Origin of the sequence: Hafnia sp. HMSC23F03 (assembly GCF_001816025.1) — a bacterium.
Classification (GTDB): domain Bacteria; phylum Pseudomonadota; class Gammaproteobacteria; order Enterobacterales; family Enterobacteriaceae; genus Hafnia; species Hafnia paralvei.
In genome coordinates, this window is the sequence record NZ_KV824233.1 from 51,177 (window position 1) to 63,772 (window position 12,596).

The following is a 12,596-nucleotide window of genomic DNA, read 5'->3' on the forward strand; positions in this document are numbered from 1 at the left end:
GCTCTCCCAGCTGAGCTAATCACCCCCGCTGTGTGGAGTCGCATTATAGGGAGCGCCCGAAAATGGTCAACGCTTTTTTCAAGAAAAAATGCTGTTCGTTGGAAAAATAGTCAAGATGTCTTATACATAGGCAGCAATGATAGCTTTTTAAGCACATTCTGCAATATGCCCCCGAACTATAGACGTAACGGCGTTGAGGAATTGGGGCGTAATGGTAGAATGCTGGCTACTTATTAGTAATAGAAAGCAGGCAACATTTTTATTCCCGTCGTTCTTCCCGTTGCATGTGCGCTGGCAGTGTTTGTCTTCTTGGTCACATCGTTATCTATGTGGCTATAGGCTCACAAATCTGTCGGCAGCCTGAAACTCGAATTATTTAGGGTATATAATGTCGGTCATTGCGTAATAAAGGCCACGTTTCACATGAAAATCAAAACCCGTTTTGCACCTAGCCCAACTGGCTACCTGCACGTAGGTGGTGCGCGTACCGCACTTTATTCTTGGTTGTTCGCCCGCCACGCTGGCGGTGAATTTGTTCTTCGTATCGAAGATACCGATCTTGAGCGCTCAACTCAGGAAGCGATCGACGCCATCATGGATGGTATGAACTGGCTGAATCTCGATTGGGACGAGGGTCCGTACTACCAGACCAAACGTTTTGATCGCTATAACCATGTGATCGATCAGATGTTAGAGCAGGGCACTGCGTATAAATGTTACTGCTCTAAAGAACGTCTGGAAGAGCTGCGTGAAACACAGATGGCTAACGGTGAGAAGCCTCGTTACGATGGTCGCTGCCGCCATAGCCATGAACATCATGCTGATGACGAGCCGCACGTGGTGCGTTTCTTGAACCCGCAGGAAGGTTCGGTGATCTTTGATGATAAAATTCGTGGCCCTATCGAATTTAGTAATCAGGAGCTGGATGATCTGATTATCCGCCGTACCGATGGTTCTCCAACCTATAACTTCTGTGTTGTTATCGATGACTGGGATATGGAAATTACCCATGTTATTCGTGGTGAAGACCATATCAACAATACGCCACGCCAGATCAATATCTTGAAAGCGCTGGGAGCTCCGGTTCCTGAATATGCACACGTCTCCATGATTTTGGGGGATGACGGTAAGAAACTGTCTAAGCGTCACGGTGCGGTTGGCGTGATGCAATATCGTGATGACGGCTATCTGCCGGAAGCTCTGCTGAACTATCTGGTTCGTTTGGGGTGGTCTCATGGCGATCAGGAAATTTTCAGCATTGATGAAATGAAAGAGTTCTTCACGCTTGATGACATCAGCAAGTCGGCAAGTGCGTTCAACACTGAGAAGTTACAGTGGCTGAACCATCATTACATCAACACCATGCCTCCAGAATATGTTGCTATCCACCTAGCATGGCACATCCATGAGGCGGGTTATGAAACTCGCAACGGTCCACAGCTGGTAGAAATCGTTAAGTTGCTGGCCGAGCGTTGCAAAACGCTGAAAGAGATGGCCGCTCAGGCGCGCTACTTCTATGAAGACTTCACCGAGTTTGACGCTGACGCAGCGAAAAAACATCTTCGTCCTGTTGCACGTCAGCCATTGGAGTTAGTGCGAGCTAAACTGGCCGCTATTACCGATTGGACTGCTGAAAATATTCATCACGCGATCCAGGGCACTGCGGATGAGCTTGAAGTAGGTATGGGCAAAGTTGGGATGCCACTGCGTGTTGCGGTTACAGGCGCAGGTCAGTCACCAGGTGTGGATGTTACCGTGCATGCTATTGGTCAGCAGCGCTCGCTTAAGCGTATCGATATGGCTTTGGCCTTTATTGCAGAGCGTGAAGCACAGCAATAAACAAAAGAGTCGCATCAGTAAAACAAAAACCGGCTAAGGCCGGTTTTTTTGCATCTGAAACTTACGATTATTGTTGTCTAGCTTACGTATGATGGAGATTAATGAGAATCTTAGTTTTCCATCATCATGGTATGGCTAGTTTTAGCGTTGGTGTGTAGGCAACAAAGTAAAGCATCAATTCCCTCACGCATGACAAAAGTCGTCAGAATCTGGCGCTCTTCTTGGCTCATTTGGTTAAAAATAGTGAGCCATGCTTTGTCTGGTGTGGAAGAGCCTGAGCCTAAATTGGCCAGATCTTTTTTGGTGAACCATTCCTTTTTCATTTTGCAATCCTTGCAATTGGGTACGATACGATTAAGAGAGAGGTTCGATATTATCGTCATCAGGTGTAGTAACGGCTTGAGGACGTGCACCTAAGCGATCGAAGAGAGCATTGATACCTTGGCGCATAATAAAACGCGTTAGCAGTTCACGTTCTTCTTCAGTCAATTGGTAATATATCGCGCTCCATGCTTTTTCTGCCTTGGGCATATCTGCTAAATAAAACGATGACTCCTCATTCGCAAGCAGGGCAGAAACAACTTCATCCGGGAAGCTGCTGATATGGTACTCAAGCGCTTTGCCTTGAACGCCACTTCGCTTCTGCTTACGCCATCCCTCAGATTTCGCACGCTGATTTATTGCCTGAGGCGTGGTCGGGAAACCGGCGATTCCAACCAATTCTTTTGCTGCATACCATTCCTTGTTCATAATCCTTCCTTGCTAAAAGTCACCGCGTTTCTATTACTCGAAATAGTTACATATCTAGCTAATAGAATACAGTGAGTAGAACCATAAAACAGCGTTAGCTTTCCTAAAGATTGAATTTGCTCTGACTACTGATTTGTCGATAAATAACGTTGAGTTGGCGTCTTTTTCAGCGTTTAAATCAGGAAGAACATTTAGCCGTTGACAGCTTTTGTGAGGTTTCATATCATGCGCCCCGTTAACGCGATTAAGCGTCAGCGTTGGGGCTATAGCTCAGCTGGGAGAGCGCTTGCATGGCATGCAAGAGGTCAGCGGTTCGATCCCGCTTAGCTCCACCAACCTTTTCTCAGATTGGTTGGAAACATTTCAAGTAATAAGAAAGAAGTACAACCACTTCTCGTAGTATCAGTCGTGGGGCTATAGCTCAGCTGGGAGAGCGCTTGCATGGCATGCAAGAGGTCAGCGGTTCGATCCCGCTTAGCTCCACCAAAATTAAGAAAGCCGACAGAAATGTCGGCTTTTTGCTTTTCTAGATCCCGCGTTCAATCCCACTCAAAAGCTCTACTTCGTCTTTTTAAACCATGGTTCTAGCTATCGAGTGAGGCGTATCCGCAAAAGGCGCTGTAATCGATACTATGGAATTTTCCTAAAAAAGGTGTGGGGTTGGGTAGGAGATAATAAAAAAGGCGCCTAAGCGCCTTTTAACCAATCAGAATGAGACTGTGAATTACAGGAACAGACCTGCAATCGATGCAGACAGAATACTTACCAGCGTAGAACCGTAAACCAGCTTCAGGCCGAAACGCGCAACGACGTTACCCTGATGTTCGTTCAGGCCTTTGATTGCACCTGCAACGATACCGATTGACGAGAAGTTAGCGAAGGAAACCAAGAACACAGACAGAATGCCCAGTGAGCGAGGAGACAGCTCGGTAGCAATCTTCTGCAGATCAATCATGGCAACGAATTCATTGGAAACCAGCTTGGTTGCCATGATGCTACCCACGTTCAGCGCTTCGTGGCTTGGTACACCCATCACCCATGCAAATGGATAGAAGACATAGCCTAGCAGTCGTTGGAAGGTCATTCCTTCGATATGGAAGAATGTGAAGATCCACTCGGTCAAGCCGTTCAGCGCTGCAATCAGGGCGATAAAGCCAATCAGCATAGCAGAAACGATAATCGCAACTTTGAAACCAGCCAGAATATATTCGCCCAGCATTTCAAAGAAGCTCTGACCTTCGTGGGTGTTTTTCAACTGAATATCGGCTTCACCATCCACAGAGTATGGGTTAATCAGTGACAGTACGATAAAGGTACTGAACATGTTTAACACCAGCGCTGCCACCACAAATTTGGCATCCAGCATGGTCATATATGCACCTACGATGGACATCGAAACGGTAGACATCGCCGTTGCTGCCATGGTGTACATACGTTTTTCTGACATTTTACCAAGAACATCTTTATACGCGATGAAGTTCTCAGACTGACCCAGAATCAGTGAGCTCACGGCGTTGAAAGATTCCAGTTTACCCATGCCGTTGATTTTAGACAGCACGGTACCAATTGCGCGGATGATAATTGGCAATATGCGGATGTGCTGAAGAATACCAATCAGGGCAGAGATAAAGACGATTGGGCACAGTACGTTTAGGAAGAAGAAGGCCAGTCCTTTGTCACTCATGTTACCGAAGACGAAGTTGGTACCTTCTGCCGCATACTTGAGCAGAGTTTCGAAGAAACCTGAGAAACCTTTCACGAAGCCCAAACCGATGTTGGAGTTCAAGAAGAAATAGGCCAGCAGGATCTCTACGACTAACAGCTGAACAATGAAGCGCACACGAATGCTTTTGCGATCGCGGCTAACGAGCAGGGCAAGTACCGCTACCACCGCAAGGGCTAAAACAAAATGCAAAATAGGGGACATACAGTGCTCCAAATTATGAGGCAGGCTAAATTTCGCAGCACATTCTATGTAACGGCACAGGTAAAAACGAGACTTAGGTTGCAAATATTGAAATTGTTATAACGTAAATCAAGAAAAAAGTTAGAAAAGTAACAAAACTGCCCCAATAGCGGTGTTAGTGAAAGTTTGAAAAAATGTGATATTATTATTAAACACCATATTCTGCCGTTTGGGAATGAAGGTGAAAGTATGTAAAGCAGAAAGCGCCTTGCCAGACTCCACAAGCCAACGACCTATCAAAGAGATAGGGAATATCGCTTAAGTTGATATTGATAATCATTCTCATTTTGAGGATAATGGAGTCAAGAACAAAGTTTAGGTCACAAATTGCTGATGTGACTATAGGTGTTAAGGTGGCTGATATGCTTGATTCACGCGTTGTAGAAACAACTCCTCCAGCGTCTCGAAAGATAAAACTTTCGCTGATGGGGCCTGCTTTTATCGCCGCCATTGGCTACATCGATCCCGGCAATTTTGCCACTAACATTCAGGCGGGCGCTTCTTACGGCTACAAGCTGTTATGGGTGGTTGTCTGGGCCAACTTCATGGCCATGCTGATCCAACTTCTTTCTGCTAAGCTCGGGATTGCTACGGGCAAAAACCTTGCAGAACATATTCGCGATCGCTTTCCTCGACCTGCCGTGTGGGCCTACTGGGTTCAGGCTGAAATTATTGCGATGGCTACTGATTTAGCAGAGTTCATCGGCGCAGCGATTGGTTTCAAACTGCTGCTGGGATGCACTTTGCTGGAAGGTGCGGTATTAACCGGTATTGCTACATTTTTGATTCTTACCTTACAGCGCCGTGGGCAGAAGCCTCTTGAACTGGTGATTGGTGGCTTACTCTTATTTGTTGCAGCGGCTTATATTGTGGAACTCGTATTTTCTCAGCCAAGTATTGCGCAATTAGCTCATGGGATGCTCGTTCCTGATTTACCCACTCATGAAGCCGTATTTTTGGCCGCAGGGGTATTGGGCGCAACCATTATGCCGCATGTTATCTATTTGCATTCTTCGCTGACTCAGACATCGTCATCCAAAGGGACCAAGGCAGAACGTTACTCTTCGACCAAGCTTGATGTCGCAATTGCCATGACAATTGCGGGTTTTGTGAACCTTGCGATGATGGCGACAGCGGCTGCGGCATTTCACTTCTCTGGTCATAGTGGGATTGCAGAACTTGATCAGGCTTATTTGACGCTGAAACCTCTGCTTGGTCATGCTGCCGCCACTATCTTTGGCCTGAGTCTCGTGGCCGCAGGTCTTTCTTCTACCGTGGTCGGCACATTGGCTGGTCAGGTTGTGATGCAAGGTTTTGTCCGCTTCTATATCCCTTTGTGGGTGCGCCGCGTCGTGACCATGTTACCGTCGTTCATCGTCATTATGGCGGGTCTAGATGCAACGCGTATCCTGTTGCTCAGTCAGGTATTATTGAGTTTCGGTATCGCTTTGGCTTTAGTGCCTTTGCTTCGCTTTACCGGTAATAAAGAACTCATGGGTGAAATGGTTAACGGTCGCTATGTACAGAATGCGGGCAGAGTGATTGTGGTTATCGTCGTAGGGTTAAACTTTTATCTGCTGGCGAGTATGCTGTTTTAGCATTGAGAAAATTTAAAGAAAAAAATGGGCTCCTTTTGGGAGCCCATTTTTGTTCAGTACTTAATGGTGTCCACGCCCTTTACCATGATCGTCATGGTCATGGTCATGGTGATCGTGGTCTTTATTTTTGTTATGGCCATTTTTATAGTGACCATAGTGATTGCCATTGTCGTGGCGGTAATGTTTGTTTTTGTAGCGATAGTATTTTCCGCCGCGCGAGTAATAGTTCTTATGCCACCATCCCTGATCTCGCCAGCGCCCACCATCCCAATAATATCCGCGAGGGCTACGATCGCCAATCCAGCGCCCCTGATGGCTACGCCACCAGCTCTGATCGCGCCAGTCGTAGCCGTCCCAATAGTTCCCTCGCTGGTCGCGGTCACCTAAATGCAATGTAACGCCTGGAAGTAAATCGATATCCGCCGATGTTGCCTGTGCAACGCCCAGAGGCAGCAGGCTACAGAAGGCCAGTGCGATGGCCGCAATGCGCTGGTACATATTTTTCTCCTTATGCGGAAGGACGCTAATCGCTATTGTCATCAATGGCTGATACATAACGTCGCCATTCCTTTTTGTTAGCTGATATTAGCATTCTGAATGTGATGATAATGTGGAGAAATGGGGTAATCTGCTGGTGAAGTCTGTGTTTGAGATTATTCTGTCTGCCTAGCCAATTAAAGGAGCTGTATGCATGAGCAAAAGTGAAAAGCAGAAGATGATTGATGGAGAAAACTATTACTCGTCAGATAGTGAATTAGTCGCAGATAGAACGCGGGCTATTGATCTATGTTATCGCTTTAATCATACCCTTCCATCTCAGCGGGAAGCGCGCCAAGCGTTGATTCATGAATTGCTACCCCATGCGGATAAGCAGGCGGAGATCACAGGCCCTTTCTTTTGTGACTATGGCTACAACATCAACATTGGTCAGCATTTTTACGCCAATACGGATCTGACGATTCTGGACATTGCGCCCGTCACTATTGGTGATAATGTGATGTTTGCACCGCACGTACAGCTCTATACCGCCGCGCATCCTACAAATCCTGAACAGCGCATTTCCGGTATCGAGTTTGGCAAACCGATAACCATTGGCAACAACGTGTGGATTGGTGGTGGAGTGATCGTCTGTCCGGGAGTCACTATTGGTGATGGCTCAGTGATTGGAGCGGGAAGCGTGGTGACCAAAGATATCCCGCCGCGCGTGGTGGCAGCGGGAAATCCATGTCGTGTACTGCGTTCGGTAGATGAAGACTAGCTGGCCAAAATACTTTCAATGGCGCTGATCTCTTCGGCGCTAAAATGACGGTTTTCTAGCATACCAATAGCATCTTCAATTTGGCTGGTGCGGCTTGCACCAATAAGCACTGAGGTGATGCGGTCGCCGCGCAGAACCCACGCAAGCGCCATTTGCGAAAGTTTTTGCCCACGAGCCAGCGCCATATCATTTAATTTTTTAATCTGACCAAGCTTCTGCTCAGTAATGACTTCCGGCTTTAAGAACTTGCTGTGTGCTGCACGCGAATCCGGTGGAATGCCGTGCAGGTAGCGATCGGTAAGCAAACCGCCGGCTAATGGGGAAAAGGCAATCGATCCAACGCCCTCATCCTGTAATACGTCCAGCAAACCGCCTTCAACCCAACGTTCAAACATTGAATACTTCGGTTGATGAATCAGACACGGTGTTCCGAGATCGCGCAGGATCTTAATGGCTTGGCGAGCCGTTTCGGCCGGATAGTTTGATAGCCCGACATACAGCGCTTTGCCTTGACGCACTATCAAGTCGAGAGCGCCCATGGTTTCTTCCAACGGCGTATTCGGGTCTGGTCGATGGTGATAGAAAATATCGACGTAGTCCAATCCCATTCTTTTCAGGCTTTGGTTCAGGCTGGCGATCAGATACTTTTTACTGCCCCAGTCACCGTAGGGGCCATCCCACATGGTGTAACCCGCTTTGCTGGATATCACCATTTCGTCTCGATATGGCATGAGATCCTGCTGCAGAATGCGGCCAAAATTGCTTTCCGCAGAGCCGGGAGGTGGACCATAGTTATTCGCCAAATCAAAATGAGTAATGCCTAAATCGAAGGCACACAGCAACATATCGCGGCTGTTATCAAACAGCGTGGTATCACCAAAGTTATGCCACAGCCCGAGCGAAATAGCCGGTAGCTGTAAACCGCTGTGCCCGCAACGTCGATATTCCATAGATTGATAGCGCTTAGGACTTGCAAGATAACTCATTGATCTTCCTTACACGAAAACATGAAAAAAGCTCACTAGAGCGTGAATTCTCATCGCTGATAATGCACACAAATGCGTGTTCACTGCGTAAATCTAGCTTTCCATCATGCTCCCCAGTGGGTTTTTACGCCACTAAAAAGCGCCCCCTATACTTCTAATCGTCAATTGAATTTTCGTTTCTGCAACGCGTGTTGCACTGAAATCGCTAATTGGGAGCATCGTAATGAGCAAGACTTTAAACAGCAATATTTACAGCGTGTCCGATTATCTCCTTGATCGACTTTCACAGGCGGGTATCCAACACGTATTTGGTGTTCCCGGAGATTACAACCTCAGGTTTTTAGACTTTGTCACCGCTCATCCGCAGTTGGAGTGGGTCGGATGCGCTAACGAACTTAACGCTGCCTATGCGGCTGATGGTTATGCACGTTGCGCTCCGGCTGCGGCCTTGGTAACGACGTTTGGCGTAGGGGAGTTGAGTGCGATAAACGGCACCGCCGGTAGTTATGCCGAGTATTTACCGGTGATACATATCGTAGGGGCTCCCAACCGCCGTTCTCAGCAAAAAGGGGAGTTGCTACACCATACTTTAGGTGACGGCGACTATGGTCATTTCTATCGTATGGCGGCGGAAGTGACCTGCTCTCAGGCGGTGTTAACCCCTGAGAATGCCGCGCTAGAAATCGACCGCGTGCTCAGCGATGTGCTGTATCACCGCCGTCCGGGTTATATCTTACTGCCAAGCGATGTCTGCGATGAGCCAATCCGTACTGAGCTTTATCCATTTGCCGCTAGACAGGATGAGGTGACTGGGCTGAGTGAGTTTATTCAGGCTGCGCGTGAGCTGCTAAAACCAGCTCGCAAAGTGGCTTTGTTGGCAGATTTTCTCGCCGATCGATTTGGGCAAAAACAGCTGGTTCAACAACTTTCTGACCTACAGGGTGTAGCCAGTGCAACGTTGCTGATGGGGAAAGGTGTGCTGGATGAAAGCCGGCCTAATTTTATTGGCACCTATGCCGGTGGAGCCAGCCAACCCAAGGTCAAGGCTGCAATGGAAAACGCCGATGTGCTCATTAGCGTTGGTGTGCGTTTGACCGACAGTGTTACGGCTGGTTTTACTCATCAAATCGCGGCTAATAAAACCATCGACCTGCAACCGTTTTCGGCCAGCGTTGCAGGGCAGGTTTTCAGCCAGTTACCGATGGGTGATGCGTTGGCAGCACTGACTGAGCTGGCTAAGGAGCTAAGTGTTGAATGGCAGGCACCGGAATCTTTGCGCGACTGTTTGCCGGAAAACCATGGAAACAAACTCGATCAGCCTGCGTTTTGGCAGCAGATGCAACGCTTTTTACGTCCAGATGACATTGTGGTTGCCGAGCAAGGGACGGCCAGTTTTGGCTCGGCCACATTGCGATTGCCTAAAGGGGTGACTTTTATTGTTCAGCCGTTATGGGGATCTATCGGTTATACCCTGCCAGCAATATTGGGTGCTCAGCTGGCGCAGCCTCACCGACGTGTAGTACTGATGATTGGTGATGGTTCGGCGCAGCTGACGATCCAAGAGCTGGGTACTCTGCTACGCCACGGCCTAAAACCGGTTATTATTTTGCTGAATAATGACGGTTATACGGTGGAGCGCGCAATTCACGGGCCTGAAGAGAGCTACAACGATATTGCGGCGTGGAATTGGACTAAAATTCCGGCGGCGCTATCGGTGAATGGCGATTTTTCCACCTATAAGGCGGACAGCGTTCCGGCTTTGGAAAAGGTGCTTAGCGAAGTTAACGTTCCCAAGGCATTAACGCTCATCGAAGTGATGTTACCTAAGATGGATGTGCCGGAATATCTCGCTAAGCTGAGTAAAGCCATTGCCGAGCGTAATGCAGCGCATGAGTAATATATTCGAGTGATGGCTACGCTGGCATCTCCAACAAATAGTCTTTGATCCAACTCCCTGCTGGTCCCGGTGGGGAGCTTTTTGACCACACAACATCGACCGAGGTGGATTTCGGCCAGCCAGGAACCGATAGCTGCACCAGCTCATCGCGGTGGCAAAACTCGTCGACTAGCGCACAAGGTAGAACGCTCCAGCCAAGTCCCTGAACCGCCATACTTAGCAGCAGTAAATAGTTCGGCGCAGACCAAATCACCCCATGCACACGAGCCTGATCGCGTTCCAGATAGGTACTTAAACGTAGCTCTCTAGCGGCATCCAATTCTTCGGGGCGGATACGTTCTCGCTGAGCAAGTGGGTGCGTCGGCGCCGCGTAAATGGCCATCTCGGTTTGTTTGCTTAACCGTGCGGCGCTAATGTCGGGTGGATAACTTTTCCTCGCTTCAATAAGCCCGATGTGGGCGCGATTTTTTTGTAGTAGATCGATAACGTCCTCTTCTTCACCTATCAGGCATTCAAATTCCGTATCGGGATAGCGGCGATCGAATTCATGCAGGAGTGCTTCGAGCGCGCTGGGATGAAAAGTATCAGAAAGGACGAATGTGAGTCGCGGCTCAATCTGATCCATTAACCGCACGGCAAGCTGATCCAAACGTTCGCTGGCGGCAAGGATCTCTTGCACATGGATCAATACCCGCTGTCCTTGTTCCGTCAGCACCGGTTGGCGCGCTGAACGATCAAATAGGATGACACCTAAATCATCTTCCAGATTGGCAATTGCCGTACTGATAGTGGACTGGCTTTTATGTAGCCGGCGTGCGGCGGCCGAGAAGGAGCCCGCAGAAACGGTTTCAACAAAGGCATTCAGTGCTTCGGGAGAATATCGCATAAAGTATCTATTTTATCGATGGTATCTAATTTCAATATAACGTTTTAACCGATGATAATCACGATCTCTGACATCTCTCAGAGTGTTTATTTGAGGTTCTTGTGATTATGCAACGTAAAACTTTGATGGAACGTGTATTCCATGCCGTCACTTTCGAGGCTATTGCCACGCTTATTTGTGCCCCTGTGGGGGCTTATCTTATGCAGCGCTCAGTGTGGGAGATGGGCGGTTTAACCATTATTTTGGCTACCGCCGCGATGATTTGGAACATCATTTATAACGCGATATTTGATCGACTGTGGCCAGTGAGCCGCGTCGTGCGTAATGTCAAAGTGCGTATTTTCCACGCGCTAGGCTTTGAGTGCGGATTTATCGTTATTGGTGTCAATATCGCGGCCTTTGTATTAGGGATTTCGATGCTACAGGCTTTCCTGCTGGAGTTAGGGATTATCCTGTTCTTCCTGCCGTATACCATGCTGTATAACTGGGTTTATGACACCTTGCGTGAGCGTATCGTTGAGCGCCGCTCTGCTCGCAAGATGGCGTCAACACTCCGCTAATGCTGTACTCGCTCCGCAAGCCTGCGTTATGTTAATCCAAGAAGCAATATGGGATTAGCGGGAGGCTGAAACATGAAAACATTGGGTTTGCTGGGCGGAATGAGTTGGGAGTCAACGGTTCCTTATTATCGGATTATCAATGAAACGGTCAAAAACCAGCTGGGTGGATTGCATTCCGCTCGGCTGGTTTTATATAGCGTTGATTTTGCCGAAGTAGAACATTTGCAAATGCGCGGTGAATGGGCGCAGGCGGGAGAGTTGTTGGCAGATGCCGCACAGCGCCTACAGGCCGCCGGTGCTGAAGGAATTGTGGTGTGTACTAACACCATGCATAAAGTGGCTGAACAGATCGAATCTCGCTGCGGTTTACCTCTGCTGCATATTGCCGATGCAACGGCTGCGCGCATCAAGGCACAAGGGCTAACGCGCATTGGGCTATTAGGCACGCGTTTTACCATGGAGCAGGATTTTTATCGCGGGCGACTCACGGATAAATTTGGTATCGAGGTCATGGTGCCTAACGAGTCAGATCGAGAAGTCATCCACCGCATTATTTATCAGGAACTGTGCTTAGGCCAGATCCGCCCTGAGTCACGTCAGCAGTATCGCGAGATTATGCAGCGCCTGTCTGAACAGGGTGCGCAAGGGATTATTCTTGGTTGCACGGAGATTGCTCTGTTGGTGGATCAAACCGACGCCTCTGTTCCTTTGTTTGATACGGCCCAAATACACGCCGAATATGCAGCGCATTGGGCTTTGGAGCATGTGCGTTAATAGCCTAAGTTCACAGGTAAAATGACAAGGTGAAATTGAAAGCTGAAACGATTTTTGTGATCGATTTCACTATTGCGTGGCA

General features: G+C 48.3%; 13 protein-coding genes and 3 tRNA genes (1 of these 16 only partly in view). 9 read left to right on the forward strand and 7 right to left on the reverse strand.

Going from position 1 to position 12,596, the window contains the following annotated elements; translation table 11 throughout:
- Positions 1-25, reverse strand: a tRNA-OTHER gene (locus HMPREF3091_RS15125); it reaches 48 nt to the left of the window's first position.
- On the opposite strand from HMPREF3091_RS15125, the gene HMPREF3091_RS22750 reads away from it, so the two are divergent.
- Both HMPREF3091_RS22750 and gltX read left to right on the forward strand, forming a co-directional pair.
- A partial coding sequence (locus HMPREF3091_RS22750) for a hypothetical protein (RefSeq protein ID WP_210403563.1) occupies positions 1-237 on the forward strand: 237 nt, incomplete at its 5' end. The two genes, HMPREF3091_RS15125 and HMPREF3091_RS22750, sit on opposite strands and share 25 nt — an antisense overlap.
- A gap of 186 nt (positions 238-423) precedes the next feature.
- On the forward strand, positions 424-1,839 hold the full coding sequence (gene gltX / locus HMPREF3091_RS15130; RefSeq protein WP_004096164.1) for a glutamate--tRNA ligase: 1,416 nt from the start codon (positions 424-426) through the stop codon (positions 1,837-1,839).
- A 110-nt stretch (positions 1,840-1,949) separates the two neighbouring features.
- Here the strand turns inward: gltX and HMPREF3091_RS15135 are convergent, their stop codons facing one another.
- Positions 1,950-2,162 (reverse strand): hypothetical protein, encoded by a 213-nt coding sequence (locus tag HMPREF3091_RS15135; protein WP_004096162.1) that lies wholly within the window; start codon positions 2,160-2,162, stop codon positions 1,950-1,952.
- Positions 2,163-2,193: 31 nt separating this feature from the next.
- Entirely contained in the window at positions 2,194-2,589 is a 396-nt protein-coding gene (locus tag HMPREF3091_RS15140) for a DNA-binding protein (RefSeq protein WP_070716747.1), read from the reverse strand.
- Between the two features lie 259 nt (positions 2,590-2,848).
- Here HMPREF3091_RS15140 and HMPREF3091_RS15145 point away from each other — a divergent pair.
- Positions 2,849-2,924 (forward strand) — tRNA-Ala (locus HMPREF3091_RS15145).
- Between the two features lie 75 nt (positions 2,925-2,999).
- Positions 3,000-3,075: transfer RNA gene (locus tag HMPREF3091_RS15150), tRNA-Ala, on the forward strand.
- Positions 3,076-3,313: 238 nt separating this feature from the next.
- On the opposite strand, the gene HMPREF3091_RS15155 is transcribed toward HMPREF3091_RS15150, so the two are convergent.
- Positions 3,314-4,516, reverse strand: coding sequence for a NupC/NupG family nucleoside CNT transporter (locus tag HMPREF3091_RS15155; RefSeq protein ID WP_070716752.1), 1,203 nt, complete (start codon positions 4,514-4,516; stop codon positions 3,314-3,316).
- Positions 4,517-4,917: 401 nt separating this feature from the next.
- On the opposite strand from HMPREF3091_RS15155, the gene HMPREF3091_RS15160 reads away from it, so the two are divergent.
- The gene (locus HMPREF3091_RS15160; RefSeq protein WP_008812864.1) at positions 4,918-6,153 is read left to right on the forward strand and encodes an Nramp family divalent metal transporter; all 1,236 of its coding nucleotides are present in this window, start codon (positions 4,918-4,920) and stop codon (positions 6,151-6,153) included.
- Positions 6,154-6,213: 60 nt separating this feature from the next.
- Here the strand turns inward: HMPREF3091_RS15160 and HMPREF3091_RS15165 are convergent, their stop codons facing one another.
- Positions 6,214-6,651 carry a DUF2502 domain-containing protein gene (locus HMPREF3091_RS15165; RefSeq protein WP_246839997.1) on the reverse strand — a complete coding sequence of 146 codons (438 nt, stop codon included), beginning with the start codon at positions 6,649-6,651 and terminating at the stop codon, positions 6,214-6,216.
- Between the two features lie 193 nt (positions 6,652-6,844).
- Here HMPREF3091_RS15165 and HMPREF3091_RS15170 point away from each other — a divergent pair, with 193 nt between their 5' ends.
- A complete protein-coding gene (locus HMPREF3091_RS15170) occupies positions 6,845-7,411 on the forward strand; it encodes a sugar O-acetyltransferase (RefSeq protein WP_004096148.1) in 567 nt (188 codons plus the stop codon).
- Here the strand turns inward: HMPREF3091_RS15170 and mgrA are convergent.
- Positions 7,408-8,397, reverse strand: coding sequence for an L-glyceraldehyde 3-phosphate reductase (gene mgrA / locus HMPREF3091_RS15175; protein WP_070716756.1), 990 nt, complete (start codon positions 8,395-8,397; stop codon positions 7,408-7,410). The two genes, HMPREF3091_RS15170 and mgrA, sit on opposite strands and share 4 nt — an antisense overlap.
- A 223-nt stretch (positions 8,398-8,620) precedes the next feature.
- On the opposite strand from mgrA, the gene HMPREF3091_RS15180 reads away from it, so the two are divergent.
- Positions 8,621-10,294, forward strand: a complete 1,674-nt coding sequence (locus HMPREF3091_RS15180) for an alpha-keto acid decarboxylase family protein (RefSeq protein ID WP_070716763.1) — start codon at positions 8,621-8,623, stop codon at positions 10,292-10,294.
- A 16-nt stretch (positions 10,295-10,310) separates the two neighbouring features.
- Here the strand turns inward: HMPREF3091_RS15180 and HMPREF3091_RS15185 are convergent, their stop codons facing one another.
- Complete coding sequence (locus HMPREF3091_RS15185) at positions 10,311-11,180, reverse strand: LysR family transcriptional regulator (protein WP_070716764.1); 870 nt, start codon at positions 11,178-11,180, stop codon at positions 10,311-10,313.
- Between the two features lie 107 nt (positions 11,181-11,287).
- Here HMPREF3091_RS15185 and HMPREF3091_RS15190 point away from each other — a divergent pair, with 107 nt between their 5' ends.
- Together HMPREF3091_RS15190 and HMPREF3091_RS15195 are read left to right on the forward strand one after the other, a co-directional pair.
- Positions 11,288-11,740, forward strand: a complete 453-nt coding sequence (locus HMPREF3091_RS15190) for a multidrug/biocide efflux PACE transporter (protein WP_004096141.1) — start codon at positions 11,288-11,290, stop codon at positions 11,738-11,740.
- Positions 11,741-11,812: 72 nt separating this feature from the next.
- Complete coding sequence (locus tag HMPREF3091_RS15195) at positions 11,813-12,514, forward strand: aspartate/glutamate racemase family protein (protein ID WP_070716767.1); 702 nt, start codon at positions 11,813-11,815, stop codon at positions 12,512-12,514.
- Positions 12,515-12,596 lie beyond the last annotated feature (82 nt).